This window comes from Galactobacter valiniphilus (genome assembly GCF_003575975.1).
Taxonomy (GTDB): domain Bacteria; phylum Actinomycetota; class Actinomycetes; order Actinomycetales; family Micrococcaceae; genus Galactobacter; species Galactobacter valiniphilus.
This window is the reverse complement of sequence record NZ_QQXK01000023.1, coordinates 37,078-60,134: the sequence shown is the minus strand read 5'-3', so window position 1 is coordinate 60,134 and position 23,057 is coordinate 37,078. Positions and strand designations below refer to the sequence as shown.

Below are 23,057 nucleotides of genomic sequence, written 5' to 3'. Positions count from 1 at the left end.
TCGACTTCGGTGACCAGCAGCGGGTCCGCTACCGCGGCCGCAACGTCGTCGAGCGGTGCTTCAACAAGCTCAAGCAATGGCGCGGGATCGCGATGCGCTCAGACAAGACCGCCCGCAACTACCACGCCGGCCTCCGCCTCGCCGCGACACTCCACTGGCTCACCAGCACCTTTAGCAACACGGCCTAGCCGACGGCCTGGATCACCCACGCCGCCTCGTGCGGCGTCCCGTGCTCGAGGCGGATCACGTCGGTCCCCGAGTTGAAGGCCCCGGGCGGGCACGTCATCGGTTCCACCGCCAGGCCCGTGCGGTCAAGCTCGGGTTCGGGACGATCGGCGGTGTGGATCTGCACCCAGCCAAGTTCCCGGCCCCAGCTCATGCGCACACCCACGCCCTCGGCGTCGAGCACCTCGACGTGGGCCAAGCCCGCGTCGTCGCGCTTGAGCCCGGTGAAGGCGTGATCGATGAAGGCACCGCGCGGGCTGCGGGGCGTGCGGAAGTCGAAAGCGCCGCCCTCCACCGGCACGAGCTCCGACGGCAGCAGCCGCTCTCCCTCGCTCAGCTGCACCGTATCGGCGGCGAGCGTCAGGCTCCAGGCGTCCGCGCTGCCGCCGGGGGCGCACAGGTACGGGTGGGTGCCCCAGCCAAACGGTGCCGGTCCGCCGGCGAGCAGCTCGGCCCGCGCGGTGGTCTCGAGTCCCTTGTCCCCCCAGCACGTACTCAAGCTCCACGAGCACGCGGTGCGGGTAGCCCTCTTGGGCCTCGATGACGCTGCGCAGGCGCACCGTGCTGGCCGTGCGCTGCGCGATCTGGAATTCGCTCCGGGCGAGCAGGCCGTGCAGTGCATGACCTCGTGCGGGTTCGCTCAGCGCCAGCTGCCGGGGCTCTCCCTCCCAGTCGTACGCGCCGTCGATCACGCGGTTGGGCCACGGGGCCAGAACGGAACCGGAGTAGACGGGACGCAGGCCATGGGCGGACCACGGGCGCACGAGCGGCCGCCCGCGCCAAGAGAGTTCCCGGAGGGACGCCCCCACCGTGGCGCTGCTCGCGGCGTAGTCGCCGTGGAGCAGGCTCACCTGCCGGCCGGAGAGGGTCGTCGGCGGCTCGTTGTCGGGCTGGATCATGGATTCCTCGTCAGTCATTGACCTGCGCGCTGGTGCTCACACGATCCGCGCCCGGATCGCCGCTCACCTCGTCGCCGCGGTTCCTGGCCCGATCGCGCACCACGAGCTCCGTGATGCACCAGAAGGCAAGGGTGCAGGCCAGCAGGAAGATGACGCCGTAGAGGACGAGGGACACCACGGCGCCCAGCTCCCACGCCGCAGGGTTGAAGCGCTGTTGCACGGCGGACCAGAAACCGGTGATGAGGGTCAGGGCGAAGCCGGAGGCCACGAGGCCGCTCACGCCGCCCTTGGCGCCGGGGCTCAGCGCGCCGGGGAAGCCCGTTCCAACGGTGTACCAAGCGGCGCCAAAGACGGCGACGAGCGTCGCGGCCAGGCCAACGGCCTGGCCACCGATCGCCGCACCGTGCACCACGTTGAGAACGGTGGCGATGACGGACAGGACGGCAAGGACAAGGGCGAGGCGCCAAACAGTGGGCGACGGCATGGAAGACCTCTGGGCAGGGAGGGAACCGAACGGCGGGGGCGGCCGGGCGGCACAGCGAACGCCTGAGCATAGGCCAACCGGCCCGCGGTGCGGTAGGCCCGCCGCGCGCCGTCCGCCCGGCTCAGCGGTCCAGGCCGCAGGGGCTACGCCGGGAGCAGCAGGTCCTCGTTGGGGCCAACCGGCGCGGTGACGAGCGACTGCAGGCGCGGCAGGCGCCAGATCTGCCAGGCGACGCCGGGCATGGTCGTGGAATCGAGGTACTCGTGCAGCGTGAAGCCGAGCGAGGCCGCCAGGCGCTGGATCCGCACGTTGCTCGTGGCCGTGCGCAGGTGCAGGACGTCGAGGCCTGCGCGGCGGGCGTGCTCGATCCGGGCCTGCATGAGCAGTCGACCGATGCCACGGCCCTGGGCCGCCTCGGCCAAGTAGAGCGTGTGCATCTCGGCCGTGCCGGGGGCTGTCATCTTGAGGCCGCCAACGCCGATCAGTTCGCCGTGCTCGTCGCGGGCCCCGAGGAGGACGTCGGGGGCCGGGCGCTCGAGCATCTCGCGGATCTGCTCGGGTCCCTTGAGGCGGGCAACGCGGGCGAGCGCCGCCTCGGGCGAGGCGCCAGCGTCCGCCAACATGCGGCGAGCGGGGGCCTGAATGAGGTGAACCACCTCATCGATGTGGGCGTGCGAGAGCGCGGCAAGGGACACGGACACGGGCGTGACTCCATCCTGAAAGGAAGGGCTGAAAAGGGGTGAGGGCCCCGAAGCACGAAAGTTCAGTCACGTTCGGCGCGGGATCAGCGCACATCAGGGGGTCACAGCTTGAGAAAAGCGTCCCCGGTGGGTGTCCGGGGATGAGGCCAGGACTTTTTATATCTCATTCTTGAGCCCCCGCAAGACCACCTGTTGATGGGAAGATTCTGTGAGGGATGACGGGCGGATGAACGCCGGCCGTCGGCCCAGAATCGGCGGGCCCCACAGCGTGCGGCGAGAGGCCTTTTTCCCCGCCATTCCGGGCCTACGCTGACCGCCATGAAGGTGCATCTGGACAACGTGGGCATCGCCGTTCGGGACCTCAATGAGGCCATCGACTACTTCTCCGCGCTCGGCCTGCGAGTGGTCGGCCGCGACACCGTGAGCGGGGGCTGGAGCGACGAGGCCGTGGATCTGGACGGCAACCACGCCATGCTGGCCGTGCTGGCCACGCCGGATGGCCACGGGTGGGTGGAGCTGTTCCAGTACCTGCACCCGCAGGCCATCGAAACCCGCCCCACCCGCCCCAACGACATCGGCATGCATCGGCTCGGCTTTCGGGTAGCGGACCTGGAGGCGGCGCTCGCAGCCATCGCGAAGCTCGGGCACCGCCCCCTGCGCGGCATCGCCAACTACCAGGACGTCTACAAGCTCTGCTACGTGACCGGGCCGAGCAACATCATCGTGATGCTCGCGCAGGAGTGCTGAACCCGGGACAGCAAAGGGCCCGGAACCGCGCTGGTTCCGGGCCTCTTCTCGTAGGGCGGGTGGGGCTTGAACCCACGACCCAAGGATTATGAGTCCTCTGCTCTGACCGACTGAGCTACCGCCCCTCCACGGCAGCACCAGGGGCGCTTGCCGCTCCTCCATCCTATCGGCGGCTCGGGCCGCGGCTGGTCAGCGACAGGCCAGGCGCGTGCCAGACTCGTGCCGTGAGCGTTCCCCCGGCAGACGTCCTCCTCCCCCACAAGCTCCTCGAGCTGGCCGGCCTCCGCCGCATCCACCCCGTCTGGCTCAACGCCGTGGGCGCCGTGACCGTCCGGGCGGGCGACGGGCCGGACGCCGTCTACATCAAGTGCGGCCCGCTCAATGACGAGAACTCAGCGGAAGGCGAGGCAGCCCGCCTGAGCTGGGCGGGCGCCCATACCCCCGTCCCCCGCGTCGTGGACCACGGCAGCGACGGCAAGCAGGAGTGGCTCGTAACGGCCGCGCTCCCGTACCGCAACGCCGTGGACCGCCGCTGGATCAGCGCCCCCGAGCCGGCCGTCCGAGCCCTCGGCGCGGGCCTGCGCGCCCTCCACGAGGCACTCCCCGTCGCCGGCTGCCGCTTCGACTGGGGCACCGCGTCCCGCTTGGGCGACCTCCCGCCGTCGGGCCGGGCAGCGCTGGGCCCGGCCCCGAGCATCGACCGGCTCGTGGTCTGCCACGGGGACGCGTGCGCGCCCAACACGCTCCTGACCGACGACGGTCGGTGGGCCGCCCACGTGGACCTCGGCTCGCTCGGCGTGGCCGATCGCTGGGCCGACCTTGCCGTGGCCTCCGCCAACCTCACGCTCAACTATGGGCCGGGCTGGGAAGCCACGTTCTTCGAGGCCTACGGCATCGCCCCTGACGCGAGGCTCCTGGCCTACTACCGCGCGCTCTGGGATGCGGGCGGCGCCCCCTCCGCCTAGGATCACGAGCATGCGCACCCGCGCATCGTTGAATGTCACTCGACCCCCGGAGCCCCCCATGGCCGAACAGCCCCCCTCGTTCGATGCGCAGTACCCGCAACAGCCGCTGCCCCAGCAGCCCCTCCCGCCGCAGTACTACCCGGGCGCTCCCGTGCCGCCGGCCCCGCGCCCCGGCAACGGCTTCGGCATCGCCGCGCTGGTCCTCGGCATCGTCGCCCTCGTCTTCTGCTGGGTCCCGGTCTTCGGGCTCGGCCTGGGCGTGCTGGCCCTCGTGCTCGGCATCGTGGGTGTTCTGCAGAAGCAACGCCCGCACGGCACCTCCATCGCCGGCATCGTCATGGGCGCCGTCGCCGTCGTCGTCGGCGTCATCATCATGGTGCTCGCGGCCATGGTGGTCTCCAAGGTCGAGGAGCAGTCGAACAAGGAGTTCTCCGTGGCGTACTCGGCCACCGCGGACGGCCAGGCGAGCCTGAGCTACGGCTCGCTCAAGGGTCAGGCCGAGGACACCTTCAGCGGCACGTGGACCAAGGACGACAAGGTCACGGGCTTCGACGGCTTCGCCCTCACGGTGACGAGCCCCACCGGCGGCGCCGTGGGCTGCGAGATCACCGTGGACGGCAAGAGCCTGACGAAGCAGTCGGGCACGGGCAGCGTCACCTGCACCGCCTCGACGCTCAACCCCTGAGCCGCGCGTGAAACGAGGAGGGCCCCGCCGGTTGGCGGGGCCCTCCTTGCATGTCGGTGCCCGACGGCGCGTGGCCGGCGGGGCGGGCGGCTCGCCTGCGTCGCGCCGGACGGGGCGTCTACGCGTCCATGTACTTCGCGGCGGGGGCGCCGCGGTACAGGTCCTCGAAGGTGTCCATGGTCTTCTTCTCGGCGTGCAGCAGCGCCTTGGCGTGGCCTGCGGCGCCCATGGCCTCGCGGTCCGCGGGCGAGAGGTCGAGGACCGTCTCCAGCTTGGAGGCCAGGTCGGCGTCGTTGCCCGGCTCGAAGAGGTAGCCGTTGACGCCCTCGTCGACGAGGTGCGGCAGCGCCAGCGCGTTGGCGAGCACCACGGGGCGCGAGGCGGAGAGCGCCTCGAGCGTGACGAGGGACTGCAGCTCGGCCGTGCCCGGCTGGCAGAAGACATCGGCTGCAAGGTACTCGGCGCGTAGCGTTTCGTCGTCGACGAAGCCGAGGAAGTGCACGCGATCCTCCACGCCCAGGTCCTGGGCCAGCTTGAGTAGCTTGGGCCGCTGTTCGCCCTCGCCCACGAGGCGCAGGTGCGGCGGGTTGGCGCCCTTGAGGCGGGCCATGGCGCGGATCAGGACGTCGACGTTCTTCTCCACGGCGAGGCGCCCGGCAAAGAGCACCACCTGGTGGTCCGGGTGGGCGATCTCCTCGCCCTCGTGCGCCTCGTACTTGGCCGAATCGATGCCGTTGGACAGCGCCAAGACGTGCTCGAGCCCGGCGCGCAGGCGCATCTCGCGCGCGGCGAGCGGCGTGGGCGTCGTGACCACATCCGCGCGGCCCATGATCTTGCCCATGTCGCGCCAGGAGTTCTTGGAGACGATGTTGAGGAACCACTGCGGGAAGGGTAGGAAGGGCTCCAGGTTCTCCGGGATGAAGTGGTTGGTCGCGATGAGGCGCAGGCCGCGCTTGGTGGCCTGCTTCTCCGCTGCGTTGCCAATCATGTAGTGGCACTGGATGTGCACCACGTCGGGTTTGATCTCGTCGATCACCTCGGCGATGACCTTGTTTGCCGTCACGGGCAGGCACAGGCGGTAGCTCTCGTGCGTGGGCGCCTTGTGGCTCTTCACGCGGTGCACGGTGGCCTCGGGGCGGTGCTCAACGAAGCTCGGGCCGTCGTCGGTGCGCGCGGCAACGATGTGGACCTCGTGCCCCCGCGAGCTCATGGCCTTGGCCAGGCGGAAGCAGAACACGGCGGCGCCGTTCAGGTCCGGCGGGTAGGTGTCGCAGGCGATGAGGATGCGCAGCGGCCGCTCGGCACTCACGTGAGGGAACTCCTTGTTTCGGGTCCGCCCACCGGGTGCGGTGGCGCGGGTCGCTTACTCCTTGGAGCGCTTTTCCTTGCGCGCCAGGACGTCCGGGTGGTGCCGGGACAGGGCAACGACCCCCACGATAGCAACGATGGCGGCGCCAGCCATGGACAGACCCACGACCGGATGCACATCGGGGCGCAGCTCGCCCAGGATGAAGACGCCGATCGCCACGCCCACCATGGGGTCGATCACGGTCAGGCCGGCGATGACCAGCTCCGGGGGCCCCGTGGAGTAGGCGTTCTGGTTGAAGTACTGGCCCATCAGGCCGGCCACGATGATCGCGAGCAACGGCATCCACGGCACCTGCAGCCAGAACGGCACGCCGCCGTCGAATTGCGTCATCGCCACGGCGATGGTGCGCACGAGCACGGCGGTAAAGCCGAAGAGGACGCCGGCGCCCACGATGTAGAAGAACGCGCCGTGCGGGCGGCGGCGCCGGGCGAACGCGATGCCGCCGAAGAACACCACCACGATCGCCAGGAGCCCCACCACGGTCCACTCGGCCTGCGGCGTGAGCTTGGCCTCGTGGGTCGCGTTGACCGCCAGGAGCACAAACGCCACGGAGCCGGTCATGCACACGATGATCGAGATCCACGTGGCCCGGTTGATCGTGATGCCCTGGTCGCGCGAGTTGATGATGGTGGTCATGACCAGCGCGATCGCGCCGAGCGGCTGCACCACCGTCAGCGGGGCCATGGTCAGTGCCGCCACGTTGAGCAGCATGCCGATGGCCATGAGCAGGAGGCCGAAGAGCCAGCGCGGATTGGTCAGCAGGCGGACCATGCCGCGCGAGTTGACGTCGAGGCCGCCCGTGTCGGCCTGGACGGCGGAGCTCTGGCGTTGCGTGCCGAAGGCCAGGAACGCCGCGGAGGCGACGGCGCACGCAACGGCCAGCCAGACCATCAGCCCTCTCCCCCGGCGTCGGCGAGCGGCTCGCCTTGGCGAGCGCCCGACGTCGTGCCTTGCCTTGCCTGCCGTGCCTTGGCTTGGGCGGCGAGCAGGTAACCGACGGAGGCGGCGACGTGCAGGGCCGAACCGATGGCCAGCATGACGGTGCACACGGCGTGCAGCGCGGGGGCCCAGGAGAAGTTGGCCTGGGCCAGGAGCAGGAGGGGCGCGGCCACCATGAGGAAGGCCGTGCGGATCTTGCCGAGGATCGAGACGGGAAGCTCGGGGCTGCCCTTGAAGAGGAAGATCGCGTTGAAGAGCAGCACCAGGTCCGGGATCACGATGGCCCAGACGAACCAGGCCGGCGCCACGTGGAAGATCACGTAGGTGGCCGAGACGATGATCAGCGCGAGGCGGTCGGCGAGCGGGTCAAGCCACGTGCCGACCGAGGAGATCTGGTTGAAGCGCCGCGCCACGTAGCCGTCCACCCAGTCGGTGGAGAAGAGCACCGCGAGCGTCCAGAACGCCCAGACGTAGTGGTGGGAGGCCACGAGGGCCACGAACACCGGGACCAGGAGGAAGCGGGCCAGTGTGATGAGGTTCGGGGCCGTCCAGAAGGTGTGGCGCTCCACGTAGTGGATGTCGTCGCTCGTTCCAGCGCCAATGATCCTCACCGTGTCTCGTCCCTCCCCTGTCTGTTCCCGACGCGCTCCCGGCCCGGCAGATACCGGGAAGCGGAAAGCCTACTTTGCCTTGCGGAACAGGCGGCGGATGAACACGACCACGGCGGTCGCGGCGAGCGAGACGACGACCCACGGGCCCACCTTCTCGGCCGTGGCGCGCAGCTGCTCGCGGTCGTTGACGGTGTCGCTGAGGCCCACCTGGGCGCGGTCGAGGCCGTCCTTGGCGTTGCTCGTGGCGCGGCTCGTGGCCGCGGAGAAGCGCTGGGCGGCGGCGCCGACGCGGGCCTTCACATCGGTCTGCTCGCCGAAGGTGTCGCGTAGCTCGGCGAGATGCTCGCGGCGGCGGGCCAGGCGGCGGCGCAGTTCGGCCTCGGTGGGCTTGGGCGCCTTGACCTCGGGCTCCTGCGAGGCGGGAACCGTGTCCTGCTTGAGCGAGGACTTCTTGGACTCCTTGGCCGGCTTGGGCTCCGCCAGCGTGGCGGGGTCGAAGGCCGTGCCCTCGCGCATGACGCCGAGATCGTGCTTCACACGGAGCATGGCCTGCTTGGGGATGGCCACTGCCTCGGGGAGCGTGTTCTTGCCGCGCAGGGCGCCCACGCCGGCCAGCAGGCCGCCGATGACGAGGAAGACGAGCGCCACGAGGAGCGCCGAGAGCCACAGCGGCATGACTGTCGCGAGGCCGGCGATGGCGGCGACGACCAGCGCGATCATGACGAGCGAAACGAACACCAGGCCGCCCACCACGAGGGCCGCCGAGACGCCGAGCGAGACGCCCTTCGACTGCAGCTGGCGCAGCGTGAGCGCCAGCTCGTCGTTGAGCTGCTTCGGCGCCAGTCGCGAAACGACCGAGACTGTCTCGCGCAGATTCTTCGGCCGCTGGGCCGTTTCCTGCTGCGACGCGGCGACGTCGGGCTGACTCATGGCTTCTGCCTCCTGTGACAGGGCTGGGCGTGAGCCGTGTGCGTGGCCCACATCCTCATAAAACTACCACTCACCATTCCGACTCAGGCACGTTCCCGCGACGCCCGGCGGCCAGGCGGGCCGCCTCGTGTGCGCAATCCCACACGACCGCGGCCGAGTCGTCCCAGGAGAAGCCGGCGGCGCGTTCCAACCCCGCCTCGCGGGCGGCCGCGAAGCGGGCCCGGTCCTCGAGCGCCAGGACGGCGTCCGCAACGGCGCGCGGGTCCCCCGGGTTGACGTAGCTCACGGCGTCCGCGCCGACCTCGCGGAAGATCGGAATGTCGGAGGCGATCATGGGCGTTCCGGCCCGCATGGCCTCCACGAGCGGGATGCCGAAGCCCTCGGAGCGAGAGAGCGTGAGCGAGGCCGTGACCCGGCGCAGCAGCTCCTGGTAGTCGGCCTCCTCGATGCCGCCATGGAAGCGCACGTCCGCTCCGGCGGGGACCAGCGCCTCGAGCTGCTCGCGCCGTTGGGGGCGGATGCCGGAGACGAGATGCAGGGTGTAGCCGGGCAGGTGTGCCATGGCCGCGATGAGCGTCTCCACGTTCTTGTACTCCATGAAGGAGCCCATGTAGACGAGCTCCTTGGTGGGGGCCTCGCCCGCCGGGCGCGGCTCGTCCTGGGCTTCGGCCGCGTTGTAGACCACGCGGACCTCGCGCTTGGTCAGGCGGTGCTCCGCCATGAGCGACTTGGTCGTCTGGGACACCGTGGCGACCACGTCTGCGCGGTTCAGGAGCACCCGCTGGGGCCAGTACGCGAGGTGGAAGAGGCGCCACAGCAGGCGCACGGGGGCCGGCAGGAAGCCCGGCGGCGTGCGGTGCTGGTAGTAGATGAGGTCGTGCAGTGTGAGGATCAGGCCGTACTTGCGCCCCCACGAGCCCATGGTCTGCATGGGAGAGAACACCACGTCCGGCTGGAGCCGGTTGACCTTCAGCGCTACGAGCGGCTCGAGCGGCGAGGTGGGCGAGCTGACCTGGGTGTACGGAACCACGGGGAGCATGGGCAGCTGGGCCGGGTCGCTGATGAGCATCCGGACCTCGTGCTTGCGCGCCAGCGCCTCGATCAGGCTGGCGGTGAAGCGCGAGATGCCGTCGTGCTGCGAGGTGCGGGTGTAGCGCGCGTCAACAATGAGCCGCACGTGGCCTCCTTGAGGAAAGGTTTCTGCGCCCGATTCTGCCCGGTTTCTTGGGCCCGCGGGTAAAGCAAAGGGCCCCGGTACAAAACCGGGGCCCTTGTCCTGGCTCCTCCGACTGGACTCGAACCAGTAACCCTTCGATTAACAGTCGAATGCTCTGCCAATTGAGCTACGGAGGATCGCAACGGCGTCGACTCTACCAGGGGTCGGCCGCGTTCGCGAAATCGAGGCATCCCCTTTGCAGATCCCCAAGAAATCGCTTGTCACCGCTTCAGTAATGGCAAAAAGAACGGGATCCCTTCATCCATGAATGGATGAAGGGACCCCGAAAGTGGCTCCTCCGACTGGACTCGAACCAGTAACCCTTCGATTAACAGTCGAATGCTCTGCCAATTGAGCTACGGAGGATCGCAACTCGTTCAGTCTAGCGGCTCACCCGCCCACTTGCCAAAACGGGGCTGCTAGACTGATTGAATGTTCCCTATCACTTTGGTCCCCGGCACCGCAGAGCATCACCCGGCCGTCCTTGGTGTGTGGCGCCGGGCGGTGGAGGCGACCCATGACTTCCTCTCCCCCGCCGACATCGCCGGCGTCGAACGCGCCATTCGTGAGGTCTACCTCCGCGCCGTGCGCCTCACCGTCGCACTGCGCGACGACGCCCCGGTGGGCTTTGTTGGCGTGAGCGGGGATCCCGGGGAGCCGCTCAGCATCGAGATGCTGTTCGTCGATCCCGACGCGCACGGGCGGGGCGTCGGCACCTCGCTCCTGGAGGCGGCGGCGGACGATCACGCCGAGGTGCTCGTTGACGTCAATGAGCAGAATCCGGCGGCCCTGGGCTTCTACCTGTCCCGCGGCTTCACGCGGGTGGGTCGCTCGGACCTTGACGGCGAGGGGAATCCCTTCCCGCTCCTGCACCTGCGCCGGGACACCTTGCCTGCGTGACCGTCACCGCTTTGAGGCCGGTTCCGCGCTGTGAGGCGCGTTTTCCGGGCCTCAAACCGCAGAAGGCGCCTCAACGCCGGGCGTCAGCGCAAGCGGCTCAGGTCTCGGCCCGGAGGGAGCGTCGGCGCATCTCGAGCTCCATGAGCTCGCGGTTGAGTGCCTGCGCCTCCTCCGGCGGGGCGTCGATCGCCAGGCGCTGCAGGCGACCGAGCAGCTCGGCCTTGGCGTGGTTAATCTGGATGTCGAAGAGCCGGTTCATGATGCCGCGGCAGTACAGCGCAAGCTGATCGTCGCTCGCCGCGGGCAGCGGCACCACGGCCAGCTCCGCCACGAACGCCGCGAGCGGCTCGGGCACCGACTCGCGGATCGCCTCGACCCAGCGGCTCATGGGCGTCTGCGCGGCGGCCGCGTTGACAATCGCGTCCTTCACGGCGGCGTGCGCGGGCGCCACGAAGTGCGCGCCGTACACGGCCTGCCAGGCCTCGGCCGAGAGCGAGTTGGGGTGCTGCAGCACCACCTCGAGGGCCTCGCGCTCCATGCGCACCACGGGGTCACGGGTGTCGGGGCGTTCCCAGACAGGCGCGGCACCCGGCGACGGGACCGCCTCGCCCTGCGACGCGTCGTCGTGCCCCTGGGCCGGCGCCGCATGGCGGGCGCGCCCGCCCGCGGCGCGGACCGAACGCATGACCTCGTTGGGGTCCATGCCGAGCCAGCCGGCCAGCTCGCGGGCGTAGCCCGGGCGCATGGCTGGATCGCGGATGGCGGCGACCACGGGGGCCGCCTCGCGCAGGGCGTTGACGCGGCCCTCCACCGTGTTGAGGTCGTACTTAACGAGGCCCACCTTGATGGCGAATTCGAAGAGCGGGCGCTTGTTCTCGATGAGCTCCACGACGGCCTCGTCGCCGCGCTCCTGGCGCAGCTCGCACGGATCCATGCCAGAGGGCTCCACGCAGACGTACGTCTGCGCCACGAAGCGCTGGTCCTCCTGGAAGGCGCGCAGGGCCGCCTTCTGCCCCGCGGCGTCGCCGTCGAAGCAGAAGATGACCTCTCCTCCCCCGCCAAAATCGGACAGGAGGCGGCGGGCAATCTTGATGTGGTCCGTGCCGAAGGCGGTGCCGCACGTGGCGACGGCTGTGCCGACGCCGGCCAGCTGCGCGGCCATGACGTCGGTGTAGCCCTCCACGACCACGATTCGCTTCTGCTTTGAGATCTCTCGCTTGGCGAGGTCGATGCCGTAGAGCACCTGGGACTTCTTGTAGAGCTGCGTCTCCGGGGTGTTGAGGTACTTGGGCCCCGGGTCGTCCTCGTAGAGCTTGCGCGCGCCGAAGCCGATCGTGGCGCCCGTGAGGTCGCGGATGGGCCAGATGAGGCGGCCACGGAAGCGGTCGTAGATGCCGCGCTGGCCCTCGGACATGAGGCCAGTGAGCTTGAGCTCGTCGTCAGTGAAGCCCTTGTTGCGCAGGTGTCGCAACAGGGCATCCCAGCCCTGGGGCGCGTAGCCCACGCCAAACCGCGCGGCGTCGGCGGGCGTGAAGCCGCGCTCGGCGAGCATCTTCTGCCCCTCGGCGGCCTCGGGTGTCTGCAGCTGCGCGCGGTAGAACTCCTCGGCCACCTTGTGGGCGTCCAGGAGGCGCTGGCGCTTGCCCACGCTCTCGCGGTCGGGGCCCTTGCCGCCGTCCTCGTAGTGCAGCTCGAGGCCCACGCGCGCGGCCAGCTGCTCCACGGTCTCCGCGAAGGAGGTGTGGTTCATCTTCATGAGGAAGCTGATGGCGTCCCCGGACTCGCCGCAGCCGAAGCAGTGATAGGTGCCCACCTGGGGGCGCACATGGAAGCTGGGACTGCGCTCGTCGTGGAAGGGACACAGGCCCTTGTAGGAGCCGATGCCGGCGGGCTTCAGGGAGACAAACGCCTCGACGACGGCCTTGATGTCGGTGCGGGTGCGCACCTCGTCGATGTCGTCGCGTTTGATCAGTCCTGGCACCGTTTCATCCTAGTGCCGCGCGGCGAGGCGCGGGGCGGCTTTCCCCACCGGCGCAATCGATGCGCCGCTCACCCGGCCCCACGGCCCACACCACGCGCGACGCCGCCGAGCCCTGGCGGGCTCGGCGGCGTCGGAACGGCGGGGACGGGACCTAGAACAGCCGGGCCTCGAAGGCCGAGCCAGCCACGAGCGTCTGGTGCCATTCGAGGGCAGAGGAGTCGGTGAGCGAGGCGACCTGGTCGATCACCGCGCGCAGGCGCCCGGCGTCGTCGGCGGCGAGGCGCCAGTCCTCGGCGAAGATCGGCTCGAGGTAGCGGTCCCCCGTCTCGGAGAGCAGCTCCACGAGGCCGGAGAGCACCTCGCCCTGGCGCTCGTAGATGGGCTGGCGCTCCTCGGAGGTCATGACGTAGGCCGTGGCGAGGCCCTTCATGACGGCGATCTCGAACTCCGTCTCGCGCGGGACCACGAGGCTCGCGTTGTACCGGGTCAGGGCGGCGGGGCCGTACTGCTCGCGCGTGGCGCGCAGGGCGGCCGAGGAGAAGCGGCCGATGAACTGGCTCGTCATGTCCTTGAGCGCGGCGAGCGAGCGGCGCGTGCCGTCAACGAGCGGCACCCACTCGTCCGTGCCTTCGAGGCGGCGCAGCGCGGCGTCGATCTCATCGTCGGCGGCGCCTGGCAGGTACCAGCGGCGCGTGTACTCGATGACGCGCTGGCGCTGGGAGCCCTCGCGCACCCAGCGCAGCTGGAAGCGGCCGGCGTTCACGGCGTCCTCGACGTCGTGCACCGAATAGGAGATGTCGTCGGCGAGGTCCATGACCTGCGCCTCGAGGCAGCTCTGGCCGGGGGCCGGGACGTCATCGCCGGGTCCCTGGGAGGCACCGGCCCCGCGCAGCCAGCGGAACACCGGCTCGTCGTCCTCGTAGACGCCAAACTTCCGGGTGGGCTTGCCCTCGGAGGTCTGCGGCGCCTCGGAGCGCGGCCAGGGGTACTTGCACGCGGCGTCCAGCGAGGCGCGCGTGAGGTTCAGGCCGGCGGACGCGCCGTTGGCGCGGAAGGTCTTGGTCTCCAGGCGCGTGAGCAGGCGCAGGGTCTGCGCGTTGCCCTCGAAGCCGCCGCACGCGGCGGCGAGGACGTCGAGCGTCTTCTCGCCGTTGTGGCCGAAGGGCGGGTGGCCCAGGTCGTGCGAGAGGCACGCCGTGTCCACCACGTCCGGATCGCAGCCCAGCGTGGCGCCGAGCTCGCGGCCCACCTGCGCCACCTCGAGCGAGTGGGTCAGGCGCGTGCGGACAAAGTCGTCCGAGTACGGCGCCACGACCTGCGTCTTGGCGCCGAGCCGGCGCAGCGCGGAGCTGTGCAGCACGCGCGCGCGATCGCGCTCGAAGGCCGTGCGGTAGGCCTTCTTGGGCGGCTCGGGCACCCAGCGTTCCTCGTCCCACTCGCCGTAGCCCGGCGTGCGGACGGCGTGGGGAACCGACGCCACGACCACCCGATCAGCCACCGGAGATGTCCAGCTCGGCGTGGGAAATCATGGCCTTGTGCTCCGAGTTCATGGTGCGCGACTCGAGCCAGTCCTGCGGCAGGTGCGGGCGCTTGGCGGAGCCGGCGCGGCCGCGGGAGCCCTCGGCGGCGCGGCCCGGGTACGGACCGGAGGCGTCGAGCTGACCCAACAGCTCGTCCAGTTCCACCATGGAGGAGACCTTGGCCAGGCCGGAGCGGGTTTCGCCGCCCACCTGGTAGCCCTTGAAGTACCAGGCCACGTGCTTGCGCAGATCCTGCAGGCCGCGGAACTCGTCCTCGAAGTGCTCGATCAGCAGCTCGGCGTGGCGGCGGAACGCCCCGGCCACCTCGCCGAGCGAGGGGTGGAAGCGCTCGGCCGAACCGCTCAGCGCGTTCTGCAGATCCCCGAAGAGCCAGGGCTTGCCCTGCACGCCTCGACCGATCTGGACGGCGTCGACGCCGGTCTGCTCCACCATGGCCACGGCGTCCTCGGCGGCAAAGATGTCGCCGTTGCCGATCACCGGGATGTCGGGGAGCTGCTCGCGCAGCTCGCCGATGGAACCCCAGTCGGCCTTGCCCGCGTAGTGCTGGTTGGTGGTGCGGCCGTGGATGGCGATGCCGTCCACGCCCAGGTCGCGGGCGATCTTGCCGGCCTCGCGGAAGGTCATGTGCTCGTCGTCGATGCCCTTGCGCACCTTGACGGTCAGCGGGATCTCACCCTTGTGGGCCTCGTCCACGGCGGCGCGGACGAGGTCTTCGAAGAGGTCGGTCTTCCACGGCAGCGCCGAGCCGCCGCCCTTGCGCGTCACCTTGGGCGCGGGGCAACCGAAGTTCAGGTCGATGTGATCGGCCCGGTCTTCCTCCACCAGCATGCGCACGGCGGCGCGCACCGTGTTGGGCTCCACGCCGTAGAGCTGGATGGAGCGGATCTCCTCCTCCGGCGCGTGCTTGATGATGCGCATGGACTCCGGCGTGCGCTCCACGAGGGCGCGGCTCGTCACCATTTCGCACACGTAGAGGCCGCCGCCGTACTCGGCGCAGAGGCGCCGGAAGGCGGAGTTCGTGATGCCGGCCATGGGCGAGAGGACCACAGGAGTGTCGATCGTCAGCTTGCCGAGCTGCAGCGGCGGCAGGTTGAGCTTGACGGCTTCCGGGGCCTCCTCGGTGCTGGTCACGGAGTGAGGGGCAGTCAGGGTCACCGAACCATTCTCCCACCTGCGGTCAAATGGCGCAGTGGCGCGGCTTACCCCTGTGGATCGCGGGGCCGGGAGCGGACCACGTCATGGAGGCTCGGGAGCTCCTCCACATCGTCGTCCCGCAGCGCGGAGGGCGCGGCGCCCGGGGCCGGGACGCTTCCCGTGCCCGACGGCGTGGGCTCGCCCGGGCGGGCGGCCCGCCTCCCGCGGGGGCGGCCCGTGGCCGGGGTGACCGGCCCAGCGAGCGGGGCGGGGGCCGCCCCGGCGGCCGCGGCGGTGGGAGTCGCGCCGGAAGCCGGCGCCGCGTCGTCGTGCGTGTGGCCGCGCCGCGTCCCGGGGCCCACGGCCTTGACCACGGCCACGGCGATCGCCGTGGTGACGGGGATCGCGAGCACCAGGCCGATCGAACCGACCAGCGTGCGGACCACCTCCTCCGCGAGCGCGCCCGTCGTGAGGAACTCCGTGAAGGAGTGGTCGTAGAGGCTCAGGAGCAACAGGGTCGCGAAGGCGCCGCCGGCGTAGGCGAAGGCGATCGTGTAGACCGTGGAGGCGATGTGATCGCGGCCGATCCGCATAGCCCGCCCGAAGAGCTCGCGCGCCGTGGCCCCGGGGCTGGACTCGGCCAGCTCCCACACGGCGGAGGCCTGCGTGATCGTCACGTCGTTGAGGACGCCGAGGCCCGCCACCATGAGGCCGCAGATCACAAGCGCAGAGAGCGAGAGCTGCGGGACCTGGGAGTTCAGGGCGTAGGTGGACTCGTCCCCCATGCCGATGAGCCCGGCGGCGTCCGTCACCCAGATCGCCAGAGCCGCCGTGACGGCCAGGCCAAACACCGTGCCGAGCAGCGCCGTGGAGGTGCGCGCCGTGAAGCCATGGGCGAAGTAGAGGACCACGAACATGATCGCCACCGAGCCGATGAACGCCACCCAGAGCGCCGGCTTGCCCGCCACGAGCGCCGGGAACATGAAGAACCCCATGATGAGGAACGCGAAGCCGAGGCCCAGGATGGACCGCACGCCGCGCCAGCGCGCCACGAGGATGACGACGAGCGCGTACAGGGCGGCCAGGAGGGCCAGGGGCACCGAGCGGTCGTAGTCGATCATGGTGCCGGAGGCCGGCTCGCCCGTGCCGCTCGCCTCGAAGTAGACGAGCCGGATGCTGTCCCCGACCTGCGGCGGGTGCTGATCGCGCAGCTCCGGGGAGATGTCGACCGGCACCTCGGCGCTCGCCCCGGCCGGCCAGACGTACGGCACCACGCAGTTGCCGTCCTTGTCGGCGGTGGAGCGCTCAGTGCAGGCGTCCTGGCCCGTTGCCACACGGGTGACGGTGGCGGAGATGAGCTGCACGCCCTCCTGCGATGAGTACGGCTGCCCCAGGCTCACGCGGTCCGAGCCGGGCCCGGGCCAGAGCAGGATGAGCCCGGCGAGCGTGGCCAGGGCCAAGGGAACCAGGAGGGAAAAGAGCGTCACGGTGGCCCGGCGCTTGCGCACGGGGTCGGCGATCGGGGCGTCATGGCTGTGGCTGCTACCCATGGACTCCACCCTAGGGGCAGGCGGGTCCAGTGCCGTGCGTTCTTTGCTCCGCGCAATGTATGCGCGGGCGCGTCGCGCGCGTAGCAGGGCCGGCAGTGCTACCGACCGGTTCGGAATGTATTTAGCATCACCTTTGTGGGCATTTGCTGTCCGGCGGGCATAGCTTGGGCAGTGATCAGTGAAGATCACACACTCACCCTTGGAAAGAGGTTGAAAACGGTGAAGGCAGCACGTTTCCACGATCGCGGCGACATTCGCATCGAGGACATCACCCCCCAGCAGCTCGAGCCCGGCACGGTCCGCATCGACGTCGCCTGGTGCGGCATCTGCGGCACGGATCTGCACGAATACCTCGAGGGCCCCATCTTCGCCCCCGAGCACGGCCACCCCCACCCGATCTCCGGCGAGGACTCCCCCGTGACCCTGGGTCACGAGTTCTCCGGCGTCGTCTCCGAGCTCGGCGAAGGCGTCGAGGACCTGGCCCTGGGCGACCACGTGGTCGTGGAGCCCTACATCCTGCGCGACGACGTCTACACGGGCCCGGACTCGGTGGATTACCACCTCTCCGAGGACATGAACTTCATCGGCCTGGCCGGCCGCGGCGGCGGGCTCGCCGAGAACATCGTGGTCAAGCGCCGCTGGGTCCACAAGATCGACTCCTCCGTGGCCCTGGACGAGGCGGCCCTCATCGAGCCGCTGTCCGTGGCCTACCACGCCGTGAAGCGCTCGGGCGTCAAGGCCGGCCAGACCGCCATCGTCGGCGGCGCCGGCCCGATCGGCCAGCTGACCGCCGCCGTCCTGCACGCCCTCGGCGTGAAGGTGATCGTCTCCGAGCTCTCCGGCCTGCGCCGCCAGAAGGCCCTGGATGCCGGCGTCGCCGACGTCGCGCTGAACCCGGCCGAGGTCGACGTCGTCGCCGAGATCAAGAAGCTCACGGGCGGCAAGGGCGCCGACGTCGCCTTCGAGTGCACCTCCGTGCAGGTCGTCTTCGACACGCTCATGGACGCCGTGCGCCCCACCGGCGTGATCGTCATCGTGTCCATCTGGGGCAAGAAGGCCTCCTTCGACATGCACAAGCTGGTCATGAAGGAGATCGACGTCCGCGGCACCATCGGCTACGTGAACTCGCACCCCGAGACCATCGCGCTCGTCGAGTCCGGCAAGATCGACCTCAAGCCCTTCATCACGGGCAAGATCGGCCTCGAGGACATCGTCGACAAGGGCTTCGACACCCTCATCAACCACAACGAGACCGCCGTGAAGATCCTGGTCTCCCCCAGCGGCAAGGGCCTCTGACCCTTTCCCCTGCTCGAGGCGCCCAGACGCGCCTCACCCCCACCCGCGCCGTCGGGCCTTGATTCGTTCAATGCCCGACGGCGCGTGGCGTTGGGGGGCGGTCCGCCCGCCGTCCAGCTGAGCGGCCGTCGCGTCGGCCAACACCGTTACGCTGGTGGGCATATACGAGGTGACCCGGACCCAGCCGAACACCGCCCCGCCGCCCGGTCGGCGCAAGAAGCTCGTGCGCCTCGTGGTGCTCACGCTCATCTGCTGGGGCCTGACCGCGACCGTTGGGGTGCCCCTCATCCAGAAGGCGACCGCCGGCTACTCCAGCGCCGAGGTCACGGTCACGAAGCAGACGAGCGACACGGTCCAACGCAGCCGCCGCTCCACCCAGGTGGTTCACCGAGGGGAACGGCAAATTGTACGCCTCGAATCCCAGCGGCGGATCGGTCGGGGAATGGCTGCTCCTCACGGGCTTCGCGCTGGCGGCGTTGGGCTCCACCGTGGGACTCGTCGCCGTGGCGAGCGGCAGAAAGCGTCGGCGGCCAGTGACAGCGTGAGCCACCCCGTGCTCACCCACACACAGCACGACGCCGCGTGGTCACCTTGAGGTGACCACGCGGCGTCGTGGTGTTCTTGCGTGCCGGAGGCTCAGGCGTCGGTCGCGACGATCTCGCTCGTGGCGATGACCGTCGCCTTCTCCTGCGGGCCCAGCTCGTCGATCACGAGGGCCAGCGGGACCATCGCGTCGTCGACCTCGAGCTGCACGGGGAACTGGTGCACCAGCATGCCCAGGAGCCTGCGGGTCGCGATGGTGGCGTCCTGCAGGCCCAGCGCCGGATCCCAGCCGAGGAACACCTCGGTGGGTGCCTCGGGGCGCGCCGGATCGTAGGAGACGGCAAAGGCCAGGATGCGCCCGCCGTCCGCCTTGGGCTTGTCCCGCAGCACCACTGCACCCTTGGCCCCCGTGTGATCGCCCAGCAGCATGGTCTGGGCCAGACCCAGGGTCATGGTGCTGGGGTCCCACTCGTGCGTGGCGTTGTAGAACTCGGCCACGAGCTGGGAGAGCTCCACCGAGCCGGTCGCCGCCTCGTCCAGCGTGAGCCCGCCGTCGGAGAACTGCGGCAGCGGCAGGGAACCGGGCTCCACGACCACCAAACGCGAGCGCTGCAGATCGGAGAAGCCGGCGGCGCGCAGGAAGCCGTCGGCCCCCTCCGCGTCCGGGTTCTCGCCCGCGGCGGCCACCGTGTAGCGGGCCTTGAGGGCCGCGCCGTCGGGCAGCTCGAGGCGCAGCAGCCGCAGCAGCTCCGTGGCGATCCCGCGCCGGCGCAGCCCGGAGGCCACCTCGGCGTAGAACCAGAAGCGCTGCGGGTGCAGCGAGGAGGAGTAGACCACGGCGGCCGCGACCGGCACGCCGGAGTCCTCCGCCACGATGCAGCGGGCGAAGGGCGCATCCGAGCTCGCCCGCAGCATGGTGCGGTCCTCGTGCGCCTGCGGCGTGCGCGGGCCGCCCCACACCTCGAGGAGGCGCAGGTCGTCGCCGTCCTCCCAGGGGCGGAAGGTCAGCCCGCTCAGGGTGTCGCTCACGCGGCGCCCAGCAGCTTGCCGGCCAGGTACGCCTCGATGTTGTCCAGGCTCACGCGCTTCTGGCTCATCGTGTCGCGCTCGCGCACAGTCACGGCGTTGTCCTCGAGCGTGTCGAAGTCAACCGTGATGCAGAACGGCGTGCCGATCTCATCCTGGCGGCGGTAGCGACGGCCGATGGCGCCGGCGTCGTCAAAGTCGACGTTCCAGTGCTTGCCCAGCTTGTCGGAGAGCTCGCGGGCGACCGGGGAGAGCTTCTCGTTGCGCGAGAGCGGCAGCACGGCGGCCTTGACCGGGGCCAGGCGCGGATCCAGCTTCAGGACCGTGCGGACGTCCACGCCGCCCTTGGCGTTGGGCGCCTCGTCCTCGGTGTAGGCGTCCACGAGGAAGGCCATCATGGAGCGCGTCAGGCCGAAGGACGGCTCGATCACGTAGGGGACGTAGCGCTCGCCCGAGGCCTGGTCGAAGTAGGACAGGTCCTGCTTCGAGGCCTCGATGTGGGACTTCAGGTCGAAGTCGGTGCGGTTGGCAACACCCATGAGCTCGCCCCAGCCGTCGCCGCCGAAGCCGAAGTTGTACTCGAAGTCGATGGTGCGGTCCGAGTAGTGCGCGCGCTCCCCGTCCGGGACGTCGAACTGGCGCATGTTCTCTTCCTTGATGCCCAGGTCAACGAACCAGGCCCAGCAATCCTTGACCCACTGATCGAACTTGGCGGGCGCGTCCTCGGGAGCCGTGAAGTACTCGATCTCCATCTGCTCGAACTCGCGCGTGCGGAAGATGAAGTTGCCGGGGGTGATCTCGTTGCGGAAGGCCTTGCCGATCTGGCCGATGCCGAACGGCGGCTTCTTGCGCGCGGTGGTCACGACGTTGGCGAAGTTCACGAAGATGCCCTGGGCTGTCTCGGGGCGCAGGTAGTGGCGCCCGGACTCGTCGTCCACGGGGCCGAGGTAGGTCTTCATGAGGCCGGAGAAGTTCTGCGGCTCGGTCCACTGGCTGCGGGTGCCGCAATCGGGGCAGACGATGTCGGCCATGCCGTTCTCGGGCGCGTGGCCCTTCTTGGCCTCGTAGGCCTCCAGGAGGTGATCCTGGCGGTGGCGCTTGTGGCAGGAGAGGCACTCGACGAGCGGGTCGGTGAAGGTCGCGACGTGGCCCGAGGCCTCCCACACGGCGGAGGGCAGGATGATGGAGGAATCCAGGCCCACCATGTCGGCGCGGCCGCGCACGAAGGTCTGCCACCACTGGCGCTTGATGTTTTCCTTCAGCTCGGCACCGAGCGGTCCGTAGTCCCACGCGGAGCGCGAACCACCGTAGATTTCACCCGCCTGGAAAACGAATCCGCGGCGCTTGGCAAGGGAGATGACCTTGTCGAGGGTGGTGGCAGCTGCCATGAAAATGCACTCCGTAAGAATCTTGGCGGGCCGCCGGCTGCGGTCCGCGCGAAAGATGGGTGCCACCAGCCTACCGGCCCCTCGCGCGCCAGGCGCGGCCCCGGTAGCGTCGAGCCTGGGTGTGGCGAGCGCCTCATCCTCAACCTCTTGATGCCCGCGGCACGGCCGCGGGGGAAGCGGGGCAACGGCGTGGGCAAGAAGCACAAGGGCAAGAAGCACGACGGCGCGAGCACGGCGGGCGCCGAGGGCACCCTGGAAGGGGCGAGCCAGGGCGCGGCGTCGGAGCGCAAGGCGGCCCCGGGCGTGGTGCCCGGCGCGACGCCTGGCGCGGCGGGCGGTGCGCTACCGGCGCTCGATCGCGACATCATGCTGACTGTGGCCGCCTACCTCGAGCAGGCCACGGCACTCGCCGCCCTCAACACGCCGACCGAGCTCACGCCGCTCGGCAAGCTCGTGGGCGCGCACCTTGGCCAGTCGCCGGCGGGCGTGCCGTTGGCCGTGGCCCAGTTCGGCGACCACCGACTCGTGGACCTGGACCGCGCGCTGCGCCGGCTCGGTGAGGAGGCCTCCGGGCGGCTGATCGGCGTTTCGGGCGGCGAGCAGCGCCAGCACCAGTCGTTCACCGATCTGCTCACCTCCGGCGCGTGGTCGAACTTCGACGAGGGGCCGGTCGACTACGCCTTCCGCGCCACGGGCCCGGACGCCACGGAGCAGGTCGTCGCGTTCGGCGTGTGGCTCACGAGCTTCGAGGGCGCCCCCATCGCGGCGCTCGTGCGCGGGGCGAACCCGCAGTACGGCCGGCAGCAGGCCCAGGTGGAGATCCTCTGCGCACACACGGCGGCCGCCTCAGCGTTCCAGTCGCGGCTCACGGAGCTCATGATCGAGCTCTCGGTGCTGCGCGGGCGCGTGCTCTCGTTCCAGCACAACGAGTACGGCGGCTCGGCCGGCGCCACCTTCGTGGAGCGCCCGCAGGTCTGGGCGGAGGACGTCATCCTGCCCGAGGGCGTCCTGGAGGAGGTGAGCCGCCACGTGGTGGGCATCGCCGAGCACCGCGAGGAACTCCTCGAGGCCGGGCAGCATCTCAAGCGCGGCGTCTTGCTCTACGGGCCTCCCGGCACGGGCAAGACCCTCACGGTGCGGCACCTGCTCAGCGTCACGGAGGGCACCACGGCCGTGCTGCTCACGGGCTCCTCGATCGGGCTCATCTCCGAGGCGGCGGACCTGGCGCGGACCTTCCAGCCGGCCATCGTGGTCATGGAGGACATCGACCTCGTCGCGATGCAACGCGGCCACACGCCCCAGCCGCTGCTCTTCGAGGTGCTCGACGCGCTGGACGGCCTCGACGGCGACGCCGACGTCGCGTTCATCATGACGACCAACCGCGTCAACGTCTTGGAACGCGCGCTGGCCCAGCGGCCGGGCCGCGTGGACCTCGCGGTGGAGATCGGCCTGCCGGCCCTCGCCGAGCGGCGACGGCTCTTCGGCATGTACGCGCGGGATCTCGGCTTCAGCGACGCCGCGCTGGATCAGGCGGCCGAGGCCGCCGAGGGCACCACTGGTTCCTTCGCCAAGGAGCTCATGCGCCGCGCCGTGCTCTTGGCGGCCGAGCGCCGCGAGCGGCTCGGGGACGATCACCTCGACGCCGCGCTCGAGTCGCTGCTTGACGCGGCGGCCACGCTCACGCGGCGCCTGCTCGGCTCCGATCCCCAGCCGGAGGACTCCGACGTCTTCGACCAGGAATCCGGCGAGGACTTTGGCTTCGTGAGTGGCGGCCCGGATCCGCGGGTCACGTTTATGCCGCGTGGCTACGCGGGCTACGGCGTTGCGCCGGCAGGTGACCACGGCGAGCCCACCCTCGACGCTTTCCTGGCCGGGGAGGACGAGGCAAGCGGCGACCGACCCGAGCCGCGCTAGCCACCGGCCGCGC

Annotated in this window: 20 protein-coding genes, 3 tRNA genes and 2 pseudogenes; 7 read left to right on the top strand and 18 right to left on the bottom strand. The window is 70.2% G+C overall.

From position 1 onward, the window contains the following. A pseudogene (locus DWB68_RS11590) lies at positions 1–188 on the top strand (hypothetical protein); the annotation flags it as partial. On the opposite strand, the gene DWB68_RS17030 reads toward DWB68_RS11590, so the two are convergent. The 4 genes and pseudogenes from DWB68_RS17030 to DWB68_RS11575 form a co-directional block, all read right to left on the bottom strand. Continuing rightward, entirely contained in the window at positions 185–724 is a 540-nt protein-coding gene (locus DWB68_RS17030) for an aldose epimerase family protein (protein ID WP_267896968.1), read from the bottom strand. The pseudogene DWB68_RS11590 and the gene DWB68_RS17030 sit on opposite strands and share 4 nt — an antisense overlap. Before the next feature lie 40 nt (positions 725–764). Then, a pseudogene (locus tag DWB68_RS17025) lies at positions 765–1,124 on the bottom strand (aldose epimerase family protein); the annotation flags it as partial. A gap of 10 nt (positions 1,125–1,134) precedes the next feature. Next, positions 1,135–1,608, bottom strand: coding sequence for a hypothetical protein (locus tag DWB68_RS11580; protein ID WP_119425280.1), 474 nt, complete (start codon positions 1,606–1,608; stop codon positions 1,135–1,137). A gap of 143 nt (positions 1,609–1,751) precedes the next feature. Beyond that, positions 1,752–2,309: a GNAT family N-acetyltransferase gene (locus DWB68_RS11575; RefSeq protein WP_158588300.1), complete on the bottom strand. Its 558-nt coding sequence runs from the start codon at positions 2,307–2,309 to the stop codon at positions 1,752–1,754. A 318-nt stretch (positions 2,310–2,627) separates the two neighbouring features. Between DWB68_RS11575 and DWB68_RS11570 the strand changes: the two genes are divergently transcribed. After that, positions 2,628–3,056: a VOC family protein gene (locus tag DWB68_RS11570; RefSeq protein WP_119425278.1), complete on the top strand. Its 429-nt coding sequence runs from the start codon at positions 2,628–2,630 to the stop codon at positions 3,054–3,056. Between the two features lie 51 nt (positions 3,057–3,107). Here the strand turns inward: DWB68_RS11570 and DWB68_RS11565 are convergent. Next, positions 3,108–3,181, bottom strand: a tRNA-Ile gene (locus tag DWB68_RS11565). Positions 3,182–3,280: 99 nt separating this feature from the next. Between DWB68_RS11565 and DWB68_RS11560 the strand changes: the two genes are divergently transcribed. Both DWB68_RS11560 and DWB68_RS11555 read left to right on the top strand, forming a co-directional pair. Further along, a complete protein-coding gene (locus DWB68_RS11560; protein ID WP_119425277.1) occupies positions 3,281–4,021 on the top strand; it encodes an aminoglycoside 3'-phosphotransferase in 741 nt (246 codons plus the stop codon). Between the two features lie 58 nt (positions 4,022–4,079). Next, positions 4,080–4,706 (top strand): hypothetical protein, encoded by a 627-nt coding sequence (locus DWB68_RS11555; protein ID WP_119425276.1) that lies wholly within the window; start codon positions 4,080–4,082, stop codon positions 4,704–4,706. 118 nt (positions 4,707–4,824) lie between these two features. Here the strand turns inward: DWB68_RS11555 and DWB68_RS11550 are convergent, their stop codons facing one another. From DWB68_RS11550 to DWB68_RS11520, 7 genes are all read right to left on the bottom strand, one after another. Further along, complete coding sequence (locus DWB68_RS11550; protein ID WP_119425275.1) at positions 4,825–6,015, bottom strand: glycosyltransferase; 1,191 nt, start codon at positions 6,013–6,015, stop codon at positions 4,825–4,827. A gap of 54 nt (positions 6,016–6,069) precedes the next feature. Continuing rightward, positions 6,070–6,966 carry a DMT family transporter gene (locus DWB68_RS11545; RefSeq protein ID WP_119425274.1) on the bottom strand — a complete coding sequence of 299 codons (897 nt, stop codon included), beginning with the start codon at positions 6,964–6,966 and terminating at the stop codon, positions 6,070–6,072. After that, positions 6,966–7,625: a CDP-alcohol phosphatidyltransferase family protein gene (locus DWB68_RS11540; RefSeq protein ID WP_119425273.1), complete on the bottom strand. Its 660-nt coding sequence runs from the start codon at positions 7,623–7,625 to the stop codon at positions 6,966–6,968. Before DWB68_RS11540 ends, DWB68_RS11545 begins: the two co-directional genes overlap by 1 nt. A gap of 69 nt (positions 7,626–7,694) precedes the next feature. Continuing rightward, positions 7,695–8,555, bottom strand: coding sequence for a phage holin family protein (locus DWB68_RS11535; protein WP_119425272.1), 861 nt, complete (start codon positions 8,553–8,555; stop codon positions 7,695–7,697). 70 nt (positions 8,556–8,625) lie between these two features. Further along, positions 8,626–9,732 (bottom strand): glycosyltransferase family 4 protein, encoded by a 1,107-nt coding sequence (locus DWB68_RS11530; protein ID WP_119425271.1) that lies wholly within the window; start codon positions 9,730–9,732, stop codon positions 8,626–8,628. Between the two features lie 100 nt (positions 9,733–9,832). Then, positions 9,833–9,908 (bottom strand) — tRNA-Asn (locus DWB68_RS11525). 153 nt (positions 9,909–10,061) lie between these two features. Further along, positions 10,062–10,137 (bottom strand) — tRNA-Asn (locus DWB68_RS11520). Positions 10,138–10,203: 66 nt separating this feature from the next. On the opposite strand from DWB68_RS11520, the gene DWB68_RS11515 reads away from it, so the two are divergent. After that, positions 10,204–10,671 (top strand): GNAT family N-acetyltransferase, encoded by a 468-nt coding sequence (locus DWB68_RS11515; RefSeq protein ID WP_119425270.1) that lies wholly within the window; start codon positions 10,204–10,206, stop codon positions 10,669–10,671. Positions 10,672–10,768: 97 nt separating this feature from the next. On the opposite strand, the gene dnaG is transcribed toward DWB68_RS11515, so the two are convergent. From dnaG to DWB68_RS11495, 4 genes are all read right to left on the bottom strand, one after another. Then, positions 10,769–12,652 (bottom strand): DNA primase, encoded by a 1,884-nt coding sequence (gene dnaG, locus DWB68_RS11510; protein ID WP_119425269.1) that lies wholly within the window; start codon positions 12,650–12,652, stop codon positions 10,769–10,771. A gap of 151 nt (positions 12,653–12,803) precedes the next feature. Continuing rightward, complete coding sequence (locus DWB68_RS11505; protein WP_407645701.1) at positions 12,804–14,150, bottom strand: deoxyguanosinetriphosphate triphosphohydrolase; 1,347 nt, start codon at positions 14,148–14,150, stop codon at positions 12,804–12,806. After that, the gene (dusB, locus tag DWB68_RS11500) at positions 14,143–15,348 is read right to left on the bottom strand and encodes a tRNA dihydrouridine synthase DusB (protein ID WP_407645700.1); all 1,206 of its coding nucleotides are present in this window, start codon (positions 15,346–15,348) and stop codon (positions 14,143–14,145) included. The genes DWB68_RS11505 and dusB overlap by 8 nt, the downstream gene beginning before the upstream one ends. Positions 15,349–15,392: 44 nt before the next feature. Continuing rightward, the gene (locus DWB68_RS11495) at positions 15,393–16,877 is read right to left on the bottom strand and encodes a YibE/F family protein (protein WP_119425268.1); all 1,485 of its coding nucleotides are present in this window, start codon (positions 16,875–16,877) and stop codon (positions 15,393–15,395) included. Positions 16,878–17,096: 219 nt separating this feature from the next. Between DWB68_RS11495 and DWB68_RS11490 the strand changes: the two genes are divergently transcribed. Continuing rightward, on the top strand, positions 17,097–18,173 hold the full coding sequence (locus DWB68_RS11490) for a 2,3-butanediol dehydrogenase (protein WP_119425267.1): 1,077 nt from the start codon (positions 17,097–17,099) through the stop codon (positions 18,171–18,173). Positions 18,174–18,809: 636 nt separating this feature from the next. Here the strand turns inward: DWB68_RS11490 and DWB68_RS11480 are convergent. Further along, positions 18,810–19,745, bottom strand: a complete 936-nt coding sequence (locus DWB68_RS11480; RefSeq protein ID WP_233548774.1) for a GNAT family N-acetyltransferase — start codon at positions 19,743–19,745, stop codon at positions 18,810–18,812. Continuing rightward, positions 19,742–21,130 (bottom strand): glycine--tRNA ligase, encoded by a 1,389-nt coding sequence (locus DWB68_RS11475; RefSeq protein WP_119425265.1) that lies wholly within the window; start codon positions 21,128–21,130, stop codon positions 19,742–19,744. Before DWB68_RS11475 ends, DWB68_RS11480 begins: the two co-directional genes overlap by 4 nt. A 189-nt stretch (positions 21,131–21,319) precedes the next feature. Between DWB68_RS11475 and DWB68_RS11470 the strand changes: the two genes are divergently transcribed. Next, a complete protein-coding gene (locus tag DWB68_RS11470) occupies positions 21,320–23,044 on the top strand; it encodes an AAA family ATPase (protein WP_233548773.1) in 1,725 nt (574 codons plus the stop codon). The last annotated feature ends 13 nt before the right edge of the window (positions 23,045–23,057 follow it).

Excerpts from the sequence above, each read along its gene's own strand:
- DWB68_RS11495 (WP_119425268.1), bottom strand. The coding sequence starts at position 16,877 with ATGGGTAGCAGCCACAGCCATGACGCCCCGATCGCCGACCCCGTGCGC.
- DWB68_RS11535 (WP_119425272.1), bottom strand. The coding sequence starts at position 8,555 with ATGAGTCAGCCCGACGTCGCCGCGTCGCAGCAGGAAACGGCCCAGCGG.
- DWB68_RS11545 (WP_119425274.1), bottom strand. The coding sequence starts at position 6,966 with ATGGTCTGGCTGGCCGTTGCGTGCGCCGTCGCCTCCGCGGCGTTCCTG.
- DWB68_RS11570 (WP_119425278.1), top strand. The coding sequence starts at position 2,628 with ATGAAGGTGCATCTGGACAACGTGGGCATCGCCGTTCGGGACCTCAAT.
- DWB68_RS11475 (WP_119425265.1), bottom strand. The coding sequence starts at position 21,130 with ATGGCAGCTGCCACCACCCTCGACAAGGTCATCTCCCTTGCCAAGCGC.
- DWB68_RS11515 (WP_119425270.1), top strand. The coding sequence starts at position 10,204 with ATGTTCCCTATCACTTTGGTCCCCGGCACCGCAGAGCATCACCCGGCC.
- DWB68_RS11580 (WP_119425280.1), bottom strand. The coding sequence starts at position 1,608 with ATGCCGTCGCCCACTGTTTGGCGCCTCGCCCTTGTCCTTGCCGTCCTG.
- DWB68_RS11555 (WP_119425276.1), top strand. The coding sequence starts at position 4,080 with ATGGCCGAACAGCCCCCCTCGTTCGATGCGCAGTACCCGCAACAGCCG.